This is a genomic window from Citrobacter sp. LJND-P06 (genome assembly GCF_058188415.1).
Genome location: NZ_CP187317.1, coordinates 2566068 through 2579122, shown reverse-complemented (window position 1 = coordinate 2579122; position 13055 = coordinate 2566068). Strand labels below are relative to the sequence as shown.

15 protein-coding genes and 1 other annotated feature are annotated in these 13055 nt (G+C 50.9%); of the genes, 14 read left to right on the top strand and 1 reads right to left on the bottom strand.

Features of this window, described 5'->3' with window-relative positions; translation table 11 throughout:
• The first annotated feature begins 17 nt into the window (after positions 1-17).
• From thrS to selO, 14 genes are all read left to right on the top strand, one after another.
• Positions 18-1946 (top strand): threonine--tRNA ligase, encoded by a 1929-nt coding sequence (gene thrS, locus ACO7SM_RS12345; protein ID WP_490467786.1) that lies wholly within the window; start codon positions 18-20, stop codon positions 1944-1946.
• A 3-nt stretch (positions 1947-1949) separates the two neighbouring features.
• Positions 1950-2492: a translation initiation factor IF-3 gene (infC, locus tag ACO7SM_RS12340; protein ID WP_071828920.1), complete on the top strand. Its 543-nt coding sequence runs from the start codon at positions 1950-1952 to the stop codon at positions 2490-2492.
• Between the two features lie 96 nt (positions 2493-2588).
• Positions 2589-2786 (top strand): 50S ribosomal protein L35, encoded by a 198-nt coding sequence (gene rpmI, locus ACO7SM_RS12335; RefSeq protein WP_003030583.1) that lies wholly within the window; start codon positions 2589-2591, stop codon positions 2784-2786.
• A 52-nt stretch (positions 2787-2838) separates the two neighbouring features.
• Positions 2839-3195 (top strand): 50S ribosomal protein L20, encoded by a 357-nt coding sequence (gene rplT, locus ACO7SM_RS12330; RefSeq protein ID WP_192612043.1) that lies wholly within the window; start codon positions 2839-2841, stop codon positions 3193-3195.
• 119 nt (positions 3196-3314) lie between these two features.
• Positions 3315-3439 (top strand) — a sequence feature (Phe leader region).
• Positions 3320-3364 carry a pheST operon leader peptide PheM gene (pheM, locus tag ACO7SM_RS12325; RefSeq protein ID WP_001386830.1) on the top strand — a complete coding sequence of 15 codons (45 nt, stop codon included), beginning with the start codon at positions 3320-3322 and terminating at the stop codon, positions 3362-3364. Its footprint overlaps the feature before it by 45 nt.
• Before the next feature lie 114 nt (positions 3440-3553).
• Entirely contained in the window at positions 3554-4537 is a 984-nt protein-coding gene (gene pheS, locus ACO7SM_RS12320; protein WP_192612044.1) for a phenylalanine--tRNA ligase subunit alpha, read from the top strand.
• A 15-nt stretch (positions 4538-4552) separates the two neighbouring features.
• Positions 4553-6940 carry a phenylalanine--tRNA ligase subunit beta gene (pheT, locus tag ACO7SM_RS12315; protein WP_490467785.1) on the top strand — a complete coding sequence of 796 codons (2388 nt, stop codon included), beginning with the start codon at positions 4553-4555 and terminating at the stop codon, positions 6938-6940.
• Between the two features lie 4 nt (positions 6941-6944).
• Positions 6945-7244 (top strand): integration host factor subunit alpha, encoded by a 300-nt coding sequence (gene ihfA / locus ACO7SM_RS12310; RefSeq protein ID WP_003030571.1) that lies wholly within the window; start codon positions 6945-6947, stop codon positions 7242-7244.
• A 101-nt stretch (positions 7245-7345) separates the two neighbouring features.
• Positions 7346-8326: a vitamin B12 ABC transporter permease BtuC gene (gene btuC, locus ACO7SM_RS12305; protein WP_192612046.1), complete on the top strand. Its 981-nt coding sequence runs from the start codon at positions 7346-7348 to the stop codon at positions 8324-8326.
• Between the two features lie 81 nt (positions 8327-8407).
• Complete coding sequence (locus tag ACO7SM_RS12300) at positions 8408-8959, top strand: glutathione peroxidase (RefSeq protein ID WP_490467784.1); 552 nt, start codon at positions 8408-8410, stop codon at positions 8957-8959.
• Positions 8959-9708, top strand: coding sequence for a vitamin B12 ABC transporter ATP-binding protein BtuD (btuD, locus tag ACO7SM_RS12295; RefSeq protein WP_490467783.1), 750 nt, complete (start codon positions 8959-8961; stop codon positions 9706-9708). Before ACO7SM_RS12300 ends, btuD begins: the two co-directional genes overlap by 1 nt.
• Positions 9709-9783: 75 nt before the next feature.
• Positions 9784-10248 (top strand): C40 family peptidase, encoded by a 465-nt coding sequence (locus ACO7SM_RS12290; RefSeq protein WP_490467782.1) that lies wholly within the window; start codon positions 9784-9786, stop codon positions 10246-10248.
• A gap of 314 nt (positions 10249-10562) precedes the next feature.
• Positions 10563-11276 (top strand): EAL domain-containing protein, encoded by a 714-nt coding sequence (locus ACO7SM_RS12285; RefSeq protein ID WP_490467781.1) that lies wholly within the window; start codon positions 10563-10565, stop codon positions 11274-11276.
• A gap of 61 nt (positions 11277-11337) precedes the next feature.
• Positions 11338-12780 (top strand): protein adenylyltransferase SelO, encoded by a 1443-nt coding sequence (selO, locus tag ACO7SM_RS12280; RefSeq protein WP_490467780.1) that lies wholly within the window; start codon positions 11338-11340, stop codon positions 12778-12780.
• Positions 12781-12786: 6 nt separating this feature from the next.
• On the opposite strand, the gene hemP is transcribed toward selO, so the two are convergent.
• Positions 12787-12978, bottom strand: coding sequence for a hemin uptake protein HemP (gene hemP, locus ACO7SM_RS12275; protein WP_490467779.1), 192 nt, complete (start codon positions 12976-12978; stop codon positions 12787-12789).
• Between the last annotated feature and the right edge of the window lie 77 nt (positions 12979-13055).

The window sequence follows — 13055 nt, the reverse complement described above, 5'->3', positions numbered from 1 at the left end:
GCAAATAAGGATATAACATGCCTGTTATTACTCTTCCTGATGGCAGCCAACGCCATTACGACCACGCTGTAAGCCCCATGGATGTTGCGCTGGACATCGGTCCAGGACTGGCGAAAGCCACCATTGCTGGCCGTGTAAATGGCGAGCTGGTTGATGCTTCCGACCTGATTGAGCATGATGCGAAGCTCTCCATCATCACCGCCAAGGATGAAGAAGGTCTTGAGATCATTCGTCACTCCTGTGCGCACCTGTTAGGGCACGCGATCAAACAACTTTGGCCGAATACCAAAATGGCTATCGGTCCGGTTGTCGACAACGGTTTTTACTATGACATTGATCTTGACCGTACGTTAACCCAGGAAGATGTCGACGCGCTCGAGAAGCGGATGCACGAGCTCGCTGAGAAAAACTACGACGTCATTAAGAAAAAAGTCAGCTGGCACGAAGCGCGTGAAACCTTCGTGAAGCGTGGCGAGACGTATAAAATCTCTATTCTTGATGAAAACATTGCTCATGATGATAAGCCCGGCTTGTATCATCATGAAGAATATGTCGATATGTGCCGCGGTCCGCACGTGCCGAACATGCGTTTCTGCCATCACTTCAAACTGATGAAAACTGCAGGCGCATACTGGCGTGGCGACAGCAACAATAAGATGCTGCAGCGTATTTATGGTACTGCATGGGCCGATAAAAAAGCCCTGAGCGCCTACCTGCAACGTCTGGAAGAAGCGGCCAAACGCGACCACCGTAAAATCGGTAAGCAGCTTGACCTGTACCATATGCAGGAAGAAGCGCCGGGTATGGTGTTCTGGCACAATGACGGCTGGACTATTTTCCGTGAACTGGAAGTTTTTGTTCGTTCAAAACTGAAAGAGTACCAGTATCAGGAAGTGAAAGGCCCGTTCATGATGGACCGTGTTCTGTGGGAAAAAACAGGGCACTGGGACAACTATAAAGATGCGATGTTCACCACCTCTTCCGAGAACCGTGAATACTGCATCAAACCGATGAACTGTCCGGGTCACGTTCAGATCTTCAATCAGGGTCTGAAATCCTACCGCGATCTGCCGCTGCGTATGGCGGAGTTCGGTAGCTGTCACCGTAACGAACCTTCAGGTGCGCTACACGGTCTGATGCGTGTACGCGGCTTCACGCAGGATGATGCACATATCTTCTGTACTGAAGAGCAGATCCGTGATGAAGTGAACGCCTGCATTCGTATGGTCTACGATATGTATAGCACTTTTGGCTTCGAGAAGATCGTCGTCAAACTGTCCACTCGCCCCGAAAAACGTATCGGTAGCGATGAAATGTGGGATCGTGCTGAAGCGGACTTAGCGGTTGCGCTGGAAGAAAACAACATCCCGTTTGAATTCCAACTGGGTGAAGGCGCGTTCTACGGTCCGAAAATTGAATTTACCCTGTATGACTGCCTCGATCGTGCATGGCAGTGCGGTACTGTACAGTTAGACTTCTCTCTGCCGTCTCGTTTAAGCGCCTCTTATGTTGGCGAAAACAACGAACGTCAGGTACCGGTTATGATTCACCGCGCAATTCTTGGGTCGATGGAACGTTTCATCGGTATCCTGACTGAAGAGTTCGCTGGCTTCTTCCCGACCTGGCTTGCGCCGGTTCAGGTTGTGGTCATGAATATTACCGATTCACAGTCTGAATACGTTAACGAATTAACGCAGAAACTACAAAATGCGGGTATTCGTGTAAAAGCAGACTTGAGAAATGAGAAGATAGGCTTTAAAATCCGCGAGCACACTTTACGTCGTGTCCCTTACATGTTGGTCTGTGGCGACAAAGAGGTAGAAGCAGGCAAAGTTGCCGTGCGTACCCGTCGTGGCAAAGACTTGGGCAGCCTGGACGTAAATGAAGTTATCGAGAAGCTGCAACAAGAGATTCGCAGCCGCAGTCTTCAACAACTGGAGGAATAAGGTATTAAAGGCGGAAAACGAGTTCAAACGGCACGTCCGAATCGTATCAATGGCGAGATTCGCGCCCTGGAAGTTCGCTTAACAGGTCTGGAAGGCGAAGCTTTGGGTATTGTGAGTCTGAGAGAAGCTATCGAAAAAGCTGAAGAAGCTGGAGTAGATTTAGTTGAAATCAGCCCTAACGCCGAACCGCCAGTTTGTCGTATTATGGACTACGGCAAGTTCCTTTATGAAAAGAGTAAGTCTTCTAAGGAACAGAAGAAGAAACAAAAAGTTATCCAGGTTAAGGAAATTAAATTCCGTCCTGGCACCGACGATGGCGATTACCAGGTAAAACTCCGCAGCCTGGTACGCTTTCTGGAAGATGGCGATAAGGCTAAGATCACGCTGCGTTTCCGCGGTCGTGAGATGGCCCACCAACAGATCGGTATGGAAGTGCTTACGCGCGTCCGTGACGATCTGAGTGAACTGGCAGTAGTCGAATCCTTCCCTACGAAGATCGAAGGCCGCCAGATGATCATGGTGCTCGCTCCTAAGAAGAAACAGTAAGGCCTTCAAGTAGCAATGTCTGTGGAGCCTGCGGGTTCCACAGCCGTTGCTCGCCTACGTTTCGTTTATTAACAATGCGAAGTGGAAGTTATTAAAATGCCAAAAATTAAGACCGTACGCGGTGCTGCTAAGCGCTTCAAAAAAACCGGTGGTGGTGGATTTAAGCGTAAGCACGCAAACCTGCGTCATATTCTGACCAAAAAATCGACTAAGCGTAAACGTCACCTGCGTCCAAAAGGCCTTGTTTCTAAAGGCGATCTGGGTCTGGTAATCGCGTGCCTGCCGTACGCATAAGCCGTTAACGTTTAACTTTTTTCACTAAGAATATAGATACAGGAGAGCACATATGGCTCGCGTAAAACGTGGTGTAATGGCACGTGCACGTCACAAGAAGATCATGAAACAAGCCAAAGGCTACTACGGTGCGCGTTCTCGCGTATACCGCGTTGCCTTCCAGGCTGTTATCAAAGCCGGCCAGTATGCTTACCGTGACCGTCGTCAACGTAAGCGTCAGTTCCGTCAACTGTGGATTGCGCGTATCAACGCAGCAGCACGTCAGAACGGTATTTCTTACAGCAAATTCATCAACGGCCTGAAAAAAGCCTCTGTTGAAATTGACCGTAAGATCCTGGCTGACATCGCAGTATTCGACAAATTAGCGTTCACCGCTCTGGTCGAAAAAGCGAAAGCAGCTCTGGCATAAGCCAGTGAAAAGAGGGAGCCTGGCTCCCTCTCTTTTATTTGTAGTGCAATCAATCAGTTGACAATTTACCCGTAACCCTTTTCAATAAAGGTCTTCCGGTTTTAGCCAACAAGGTAACGCAAGCATGAATGCTGCTATTTTCCGTTTCTTTTTTTACTTTAGCACCTGACTTCAGGAGGCTAGCGCGTGAGAAATGAAACGGAAAACAGCGCCAGAAAGCCTCCCCAGTGGAGGCTTTTTTTGTATCTAAAATTGCGCGATCTATTTCAAGTAGCAGGCGTACAGACTGCAACTCGAAATAGTTAGAGCAAAAATAACGACCACAAACGGTGTCTTCACCGACACAATGAGGAAAACCATGTCACATCTCGCAGAGCTGGTTGCCAGTGCAAAGGCAGCCATTAACCAGGCGTCAGATGTTGCCGCGTTAGACAATGTACGCGTCGAATATTTGGGCAAGAAAGGGCATTTAACCCTTCAGATGACGACCCTGCGTGAACTGCCGCCAGAAGAGCGCCCGGCCGCTGGTGCGGTTATCAACGAAGCGAAAGAGCAGGTGCAGCAAGCGCTGAACGCACGTAAGGCTGATTTAGAGAATGCTGCGCTGAACGCGCGTCTGGCCGAAGAAACGATTGACGTTTCTCTGCCGGGTCGTCGTATCGAAAACGGCGGTCTGCATCCGGTGACCCGTACTATCGATCGTATTGAAAGTTTCTTTGGCGAGCTTGGTTTTACCGTGGCGACAGGCCCGGAAATCGAAGACGACTATCACAACTTCGATGCGCTGAATATTCCAGGCCATCACCCGGCCCGCGCAGACCACGACACATTCTGGTTTGATGCGACTCGTCTGCTGCGTACGCAGACCTCTGGCGTTCAGATTCGTACCATGAAAGACCAGCAGCCGCCGATTCGTATCATCGCGCCGGGTCGCGTGTATCGTAACGATTACGATCAGACACACACACCGATGTTCCATCAGATGGAAGGGCTGATTGTTGATACCAACATCAGCTTTACCAACCTGAAAGGCACGCTGCACGACTTCCTGCGTAACTTCTTTGAAGAAGATCTGCAGATCCGTTTCCGTCCTTCTTACTTCCCGTTCACTGAGCCTTCTGCAGAAGTGGATGTGATGGGCAAAAATGGCAAATGGCTGGAAGTGCTGGGTTGCGGCATGGTACATCCGAACGTACTGCGTAATGTCGGCATCGACCCGGAAATTTACTCTGGCTTCGCCTTTGGTATGGGCATGGAACGTCTGACGATGCTGCGTTATGGCGTGACTGACCTGCGTTCATTCTTCGAAAACGATCTGCGTTTCCTCAAACAGTTTAAATAAAGGCAGGAATAAATAATGAAATTCAGTGAACTGTGGTTACGCGAATGGGTAAACCCGGCTATCGATAGCGATGCGCTGTCGAACCAAATCACCATGGCGGGTCTGGAAGTTGATGGTGTTGATCCGGTTGCCGGGGAGTTTAACGGCGTGGTTGTGGGCGAAGTGGTGGAGTGCGGTCAGCACCCTAACGCCGACAAGCTGCGCGTAACGAAAGTCAATGTGGGTGGTGAACGCCTGCTGGATATCGTCTGCGGCGCGCCAAACTGCCGCCAGGGGCTGCGTGTCGCAGTGGCGACAATTGGTGCCGTATTGCCGGGCGATTTTAAAATTAAAGCGGCTAAGCTGCGCGGTGAGCCGTCGGAAGGGATGCTGTGCTCCTTCTCTGAGCTGGGCATTTCCGACGATCACAATGGCATCATTGAACTGCCTGCGGATGCGCCGATTGGTACTGACATCCGTGAATACCTGAAACTCAATGATAACACCATCGAGATCAGCGTGACGCCAAACCGTGCCGACTGTTTAGGTATTATCGGTGTCGCTCGCGACGTCGCTGTGCTGAACCAGGCGCCGCTGGTTGAGCCGGAAATCGCGCCGGTTGTGGCGACGATCAATGATACGCTGCCTATCGCAGTAGACGCGCCAGAAGCCTGTCCGCGCTACCTGGGTCGCGTGGTCAAAGGTATCAACGTTAAAGCGCCAACGCCGCTGTGGATGAAAGAGAAACTGCGTCGTTGTGGTATCCGTTCTATTGATGCTGTGGTTGACGTGACCAACTACGTGCTGCTTGAACTGGGCCAGCCAATGCACGCATTTGACAAAGACCGCATCGAAGGCGGGATTGTCGTGCGTATGGCGAAAGAGGGTGAATCTCTGGTGCTACTCGATGGCACCGAAGCCAAACTGAACGCTGAAACGCTGGTCATTGCCGACCATCAGAAAGCGCTGGCAATGGGCGGTATCTTCGGTGGCGAACACTCTGGTGTTAACGACGAAACGCAAAATGTGCTGCTGGAATGCGCATTCTTCAACCCGCTCTCTATTACCGGGCGCGCACGCCGTTATGGCCTGCACACTGACGCATCTCACCGCTATGAGCGCGGCGTGGATCCGGCTTTGCAGCACAAAGCCATGGAACGTGCGACCCGTCTGCTGATTGACATTTGTGGTGGTGAAGCTGGCCCGGTCATTGACGTCACCCATGAAGCGACGTTGCCGAAGCGTGCGACCATTACCCTGCGTCGCAGCAAACTGGATCGCCTGATCGGTCATCACGTTGCCGATGAGCAAGTGAGCGATATTCTGCGTCGTCTGGGCTGTGAAGTGACTGAAGGTCAGGACGAGTGGAAAGCGGTTGCACCGAGCTGGCGCTTCGATATGGAGATTGAAGAAGATCTGGTCGAAGAAGTGGCGCGCGTGTACGGCTATAACAATATCCCGGATGAGCCTGTTCAGGCGGGTCTGATCATGGGGACGCATCGTGAAGCCAATCTGTCACTGAAGCGCGTCAAAACGATGCTGAATGACAAAGGCTATCAGGAAGTGATCACCTATAGCTTTGTTGATCCTAAAGTACAGCAATTGATTCACCCGGGTGTTGAAGCGCTGCTGCTGCCAAGCCCAATCTCTGTAGAAATGTCAGCAATGCGCCTGTCTCTGTGGACTGGCTTACTGGCGACCGTTGTCTATAACCAGAACCGTCAGCAGAATCGCGTACGCATTTTCGAAAGCGGTCTGCGTTTTGTTCCTGATACTCAGGCGAACCTGGGCATCCGTCAGGACTTAATGCTGGCAGGGGTAATTTGCGGTAACCGTCACGATGAGCACTGGAACCTGGCAAAAGAGACCGTTGATTTCTATGATCTGAAGGGCGACCTGGAATCCGTGCTGGACCTGACCGGTAAACTTGCAGACGTACAGTTCAAAGCAGAAGCCAATCCGGCACTGCATCCTGGACAGTCCGCAGCGATTTATCTGAAAGGTGAACGTATTGGTTTTATTGGGGTTGTTCATCCTGAGCTGGAACGTAAACTGGATCTCAACGGTCGCACTCTGGTGTTTGAACTGGAGTGGAATAAGCTCGCAGACCGCGTGGTGCCTCAGGCGGGAGAGATTTCTCGCTTCCCGGCTAACCGCCGCGATATCGCGGTTGTGGTCGCAGAAAACGTTCCTGCAGCAGATATTTTATCTGAGTGTAAGAAAGTTGGCGTAAATCAGGTAGTTGGCGTAAACTTATTTGACGTGTACCGCGGTAAGGGTGTTGCGGAGGGTTATAAGAGCCTCGCTATCAGCCTGATCCTTCAGGATACCAGCCGTACACTCGAAGAAGAGGAGATTGCCGCTACCGTCGCCAAATGTGTAGAGGCATTAAAAGAGCGATTCCAGGCATCATTGAGGGATTGAACCTATGGCGCTTACAAAAGCTGAAATGTCAGAATATCTGTTTGATAAGCTTGGGCTTAGCAAGCGGGATGCCAAAGAACTGGTCGAACTGTTTTTCGAAGAGATCCGTCGTGCTCTGGAAAACGGTGAGCAGGTAAAACTCTCTGGTTTTGGTAACTTCGATCTGCGTGATAAGAATCAACGTCCGGGCCGTAACCCGAAAACGGGCGAAGATATTCCCATTACAGCAAGGCGCGTGGTGACCTTCAGACCCGGACAGAAGTTAAAGAGTCGGGTTGAAAACGCAACGCCCAAAGAAGAGTAATTTTAACTAACTAAAAAGGCCGCTTTTGCGGCCTTTTTTCTTTTCACTGCTGCATAAGCACCGTAAAATCAAGATCATCCCTTTTCAGCAGAATGGAAAATATGCTGACTTTTGCCCGCCAACAACAGCGACGACATGTGCGCTGGATACTGAGTCTGACGGCGCTAACGCTGCTGGCAGCCGCTGTAAGTTTATGTGCCGGAGAACAGTGGATAGGTCCTGGTGAGTGGTTTGGAACCCGTGGCGACCTGTTTGTCTGGCAAATTCGACTGCCACGGACGCTGGCTGTTTTGCTGGTCGGGGCCGCACTGGCACTCTCCGGCGCGGTGATGCAGGCACTCTTTGAAAACCCACTTGCAGAGCCGGGACTGCTTGGCGTCTCCAACGGCGCTGGCGTGGGGCTGATTGCGGCCGTGCTGTTAGGGCAGGGTAAGCTTCCGGGTTGGGCGTTAGGGCTATGCGCTATTGCAGGCGCACTCATTATCACGCTAATTCTACTGCGTTTTGCACGTCGTCATCTTTCGACCAGTCGCTTACTGCTTGCCGGTGTCGCGTTGGGCATAATTTGCAGTGCGCTGATGACGTGGGCTATCTATTTTTCCACCTCTTTTGACCTGCGCCAGTTGATGTACTGGATGATGGGTGGCTTCGGCGGTGTTGACTGGCAACAGGGCTGGTTGATGATCGCATTGATTCCGGTTCTGATCTGGATTTGCTGCCAGTCGCAGCCGATGAATATGTTGGCATTGGGCGAAACGTCTGCCCGCCAGCTTGGGTTGCCTTTATGGTTCTGGCGCAATCTTCTGGTGGTGGCGACAGGATGGATGGTTGGCGTAAGCGTGGCGCTGGCCGGGGCAATCGGTTTTATCGGTTTGGTTATTCCTCATATCTTGCGTTTATGCGGGTTAACTGACCATCGTGTCTTATTGCCTGCTTGTGCGCTGGCGGGCGCGATTGCGTTGTTGACGGCGGATGTGGTTGCCCGACTGGCGCTCGCCTCCGCAGAACTTCCTATAGGCGTGGTAACGGCCACGTTGGGGGCGCCTGTCTTCATCTGGTTACTATTAAAAGCAGGACGTTAAATACAAAGATCATCGCTGTTCGGTCTATGATTAGAAACTGATGTTGTTCAATACTCATTCGTCTGTTACCCGGGAGACGTTATGCAAAAGACCATTCTCAACACTCAAGTGACAAGCATCGACGGCGAGGAGATCTCGCTGGCGAAATATGCCGGAAATGTATTGCTGATCGTTAACGTGGCGTCAAAATGCGGTTTAACGCCGCAGTATGAACAACTGGAAAACCTGCAAAAAACCTGGGGCGAACGTGGATTTGCCGTGTTGGGTTTTCCGTGCAACCAGTTCCTCGGGCAGGAACCGGGCAGCGAAGATGAGATAAAAACGTACTGCGCCACCACCTGGGGCGTGACGTTCCCGATGTTCAGCAAAATTGACGTCAATGGCGACGACCGCCACCCGTTGTACCAAAAATTGGTCGCTGCCGCGCCTGCGGCCGTTGCCCCACAGGGGAGCGGTTTTTATGAGCGGATGGTGAGTAAAGGGCGTGCGCCGTTGTATCCTGACGATATTTTGTGGAACTTTGAGAAATTTTTAGTGAGCCGGGATGGTCATGTTGTGCAGCGTTTTTCACCCGACATGACGCCTGACGATCCCATTGTCATGGAAAGTATCAAACTGGCGTTGGAGAAATAATGTCTCCGTTGATGCAGTTACAGGATGTGGCTGAAAGCTCCCGGCTTGGTCCACTTTCAGGTTCGATCAAAGCCGGTGAAATATTGCATCTTGTTGGGCCTAACGGGGCGGGGAAAAGCACACTTTTGGCGCGGATGGCGGGCTTGACCAGCGGTGCCGGAACCGTCGTATTTGGCGGTACGGCTCTGGAATCCTGGCCTGCCGCACAGCTTGCCCAACATCGCGCCTACCTTGCGCAACAGCAAAATCCTCCGTTTGCCATGCCTGTCTGGCATTATCTGACGCTTCATCAGCACGATAAAACACGAACCGATTTGCTGAAAGAGGTGGCAGAGGCGCTCGGATTGGGCGATAAACTGGAACGGGGCACGAATCAACTCTCCGGCGGCGAGTGGCAACGTGTCCGTCTTGCGGCGGTGATGCTGCAAATTTCACCGGACTCTAATCCTCACGGGCAATTATTGCTTCTGGACGAACCGATGAACAGTCTGGATGTTGCGCAACAAAACGCGCTGGACCGATTGCTCAGTCGGCTTTGCCTTCAGGGAATTGCTGTCGTGATGAGCAGCCATGATCTTAACCACACGTTACGCCATGCGCATCAGGCGTGGTTGTTGAAACGTGGGGCGTTGATTGCCTGTGGGCCGCGTGAAGAGGTGCTGACGCCGCCCAATTTAGCCCGCGCTTATGGGTTAAACTTCCGGCGGCTTGATGTGGAAGGACACAGAATGCTCATATCAACCACTTAAGTTAAATGGTTTCTTGAAAATAAGGCGCTTTCCACGCTATATAGATATAAAAATAAAAAAGAGGATTCGTCCTGAATGCGTTTTTGGTTACTTCTTATCGCAGCACTGGTGTTAGCTGGGTGTAGCAGCCATCGCGCTCCTGCACCAAATGCCAGACTTTCGGATTCCATTACGGTGATCGCGGGTCTTAATGATCAGTTACAGAACTGGCGAGGGACACCGTATCGTTATGGCGGAATGAGCCGTAGCGGCGTGGACTGCTCAGGGTTTGTTTTGATGACGATGCGCGATCAGTTCTCTCTGCAACTGCCGCGAGACACCCGACAACAGTCCAAAATTGGTACGGAAATCGATAAAGATGATCTCCTGCCCGGAGATCTGGTTTTCTTTAAAACCGGTTCGGGTGAGAGTGGTTTGCATGTCGGCATCTATGACACCAATAATCAATTTATCCATGCGTCGACCAGTAGAGGGGTGATGCGTTCGTCTCTCGACAATGTCTACTGGCGCAAAAATTTTTGGCAGGCCCGACGAATTTAATCATGCGGATGACAAGGTTTTCCTGCCTTATCATCCGTATTTATAAATGGAGTTTTGCGATTAATGACATAAGGCTGGTTTCCTGATAACCATACTATTCATGAAAGTAATGTGGTTAGCGTAAATTCACGCAAACCTAATGAAAAAGTGTAAAACTGGATATTGGTTTATAATCAGGATAAGCTAAAAAAAGGACCCGGTTTACCGGATAAAAAGGAAAAAATGAAAGCACCCCCATTAGTCTCTGAAATGAAGTCGTTTTCCATCCGTTGTTACAGGATGCCGGATTACACCCAAACAGCGGGGCTGGCAAAATGATTGTTTCACTGGATAATTCCTATCACTCCGATCTCTGGTTTCTGCCCGCACGGAGTGTAAAAGGGGATCTTGTCGGTTTAGAAATCATTGCAAACTTTGTCAGTGACGATGGCTCTGTACGTATGCCGACAGAGCTGGTCATGCCCCGGTTGTCGGCAGAAGAACAGCGCTGTTTATTCGACGAAAAACTCTCACTTATTGAAACGTGCCAACATTTTTTTATTCAACAAAAATTGAATGCCTGGATTAAATTAACGCCAGCAGTGGTTGACGCATTAATATATGACGATGCGTTTAACGCGCGTGTTAAGCGATTTTCATTTCTTGAATTAATGATTAATGAAAATTACCCTGAATTAAATCGTGGAAAAGAAAATCCAAAACTGGCGAAATTAGCGGCGCACTTTCCACTCATACTGGCTAATTTTGGTGCCGGTGATTCTTCGATGAAAGCCATTTTTGACGGTCTTTTCAAACGGGTTGCGCTGGATAAAAGTTTTGTTCAGCACAGAGCGATGAGCATTTCATTTGAACCGTTTATGCAGGCTATTGTTTCGCAAATATCATCCTGTTGTGATTCCGTTATAATTGCGGGTATCGATACTGAAGAGATAAAGACACGCGTAGCCCCTTTAGGTTTCAGCGTATTGCAGGGCTGTTTGTGGCCAGCCGTATCGGTCGGCCAGATTATGTCTCTGGTACAGCGATAACCCTTCTATTTGCTGGTGTTTAAGACGGTAGTAACCGACTACACTACAAACAGGAGGCCCTATGACCCTGTCTTTTACCGCCCGCTGGCGCGATGAGTTGCCGGCAACGTATACCGCTCTTTCCCCAACTCCCCTGAGCAATGCCCGTGTGATTTGGCATAATGATGCTTTGGCCCAACAGCTTGATATTCCAGCCACACTTTTTGATGTTGAACGTGGGGCGGGTGTCTGGGGTGGTGAATCTTTACTTCCCGGTATGTCGCCTCTGGCCCAGGTTTACAGCGGACATCAGTTTGGTGTCTGGGCAGGACAACTTGGTGACGGACGCGGCATTCTGCTGGGAGAACAACTCCTGCCGGATGGCACGACGCTTGACTGGCATCTGAAAGGTGCGGGGTTAACCCCGTATTCGCGTATGGGTGATGGGCGAGCGGTACTGCGCTCAACAATCAGAGAGAGTCTGGCCAGTGAGGCGATGCATTACCTGGGGATCCCAACAACCCGGGCGCTGTCGATTGTAACCAGCGATTCCCCGGTTTACCGTGAAACGCCGGAAACCGGTGCAATGCTGATGCGCCTGGCGCAAAGCCATATGCGTTTCGGCCATTTCGAACACTTCTATTATCGCCGTGAACCTGAAAAAGTGCGCCAACTGGCCGACTTTGCGATTCGCCACTACTGGCCTCATTTGCAGGATGACGACGATAAATACACGCTCTGGTTTCGGGATGTGGTATCGCGCACGGCCGCGCTTATTGCTGCCTGGCAGACCGTGGGATTCGCCCATGGCGTGATGAATACCGACAATATGTCTATCCTGGGATTGACGATCGATTATGGTCCGTTTGGTTTTCTGGATGATTATCAGCCGGGGCTAATTTGCAATCATTCCGACCACCAGGGACGCTACAGTTTTGATAACCAACCCGCTGTGGGGCTCTGGAACTTACAACGACTGGCACAGACGCTTTCTCCGTTCATACCGGTTGAGACGCTCAATGATGCGCTGGATGGCTATCAACTGGCCCTGCTGACGCGCTACGGCCAGCGGATGCGGCAAAAGCTGGGGTTCTTTAGCGAACAGAAAGACGATAATGCGTTGCTCAATGCCCTGTTCAGCCTGATGGCGCGTGAGGGAAGCGACTATACCCGGACATTCAGAATGTTGAGCCAGACAGAGCAGCAAAGCGCGGCATCTCCGCTGCGGGATGAGTTTGTTGACCGTGCCGCCTTTGACGCGTGGTTCATGCAGTATCGTGCTCGCCTGCAACGGGAACAGGTTGATGATGCATTGCGTCAGCAACACATGCAGCGCGCCAACCCTGCGGTGGTACTGCGTAACTGGCTGGCCCAGCGTGCTATCGAGAATGCGGAACGTGGGGATACGCGCGAATTGCACCAACTGCATCAGGTACTGCGCACACCGTTTACCGACAGAGATGATGACTATGTCAGCCGTCCTCCCGACTGGGGAAAACGGCTGGAAGTCAGTTGCTCAAGCTAGAACAGCTTATTTGGTCAGGAGAAGCTTACCGGCGTTCGTTTTACGCAGCAGATACTCCTGACCATCATGATCGATGATCACTTTTCCTTGTGGGCCTAATAACGTCTGACTGCTGATCCGTCGCTCGATATCGTTGGGGGGAGGGACGCTGCTCTTTTCCTTAGAATGCGGTGACTCGGTGCGATCCATACGTGACATAGCGTTCTTTAATAAAAATCAATTTAACAATGATTATTATTATCAATAATATGGGCGGTAACGGCAAGTGTTAAATG

Excerpts from the sequence above, each read along its gene's own strand:
- thrS (WP_490467786.1), top strand. The coding sequence starts at position 18 with ATGCCTGTTATTACTCTTCCTGATGGCAGCCAACGCCATTACGACCAC.
- rpmI (WP_003030583.1), top strand. The coding sequence starts at position 2,589 with ATGCCAAAAATTAAGACCGTACGCGGTGCTGCTAAGCGCTTCAAAAAA.
- rplT (WP_192612043.1), top strand. The coding sequence starts at position 2,839 with ATGGCTCGCGTAAAACGTGGTGTAATGGCACGTGCACGTCACAAGAAG.
- pheS (WP_192612044.1), top strand. The coding sequence starts at position 3,554 with ATGTCACATCTCGCAGAGCTGGTTGCCAGTGCAAAGGCAGCCATTAAC.
- pheT (WP_490467785.1), top strand. The coding sequence starts at position 4,553 with ATGAAATTCAGTGAACTGTGGTTACGCGAATGGGTAAACCCGGCTATC.
- ihfA (WP_003030571.1), top strand. The coding sequence starts at position 6,945 with ATGGCGCTTACAAAAGCTGAAATGTCAGAATATCTGTTTGATAAGCTT.
- btuC (WP_192612046.1), top strand. The coding sequence starts at position 7,346 with ATGCTGACTTTTGCCCGCCAACAACAGCGACGACATGTGCGCTGGATA.
- ACO7SM_RS12300 (WP_490467784.1), top strand. The coding sequence starts at position 8,408 with ATGCAAAAGACCATTCTCAACACTCAAGTGACAAGCATCGACGGCGAG.
- btuD (WP_490467783.1), top strand. The coding sequence starts at position 8,959 with ATGTCTCCGTTGATGCAGTTACAGGATGTGGCTGAAAGCTCCCGGCTT.
- ACO7SM_RS12290 (WP_490467782.1), top strand. The coding sequence starts at position 9,784 with ATGCGTTTTTGGTTACTTCTTATCGCAGCACTGGTGTTAGCTGGGTGT.
- ACO7SM_RS12285 (WP_490467781.1), top strand. The coding sequence starts at position 10,563 with ATGATTGTTTCACTGGATAATTCCTATCACTCCGATCTCTGGTTTCTG.
- selO (WP_490467780.1), top strand. The coding sequence starts at position 11,338 with ATGACCCTGTCTTTTACCGCCCGCTGGCGCGATGAGTTGCCGGCAACG.
- hemP (WP_490467779.1), bottom strand. The coding sequence starts at position 12,978 with ATGTCACGTATGGATCGCACCGAGTCACCGCATTCTAAGGAAAAGAGC.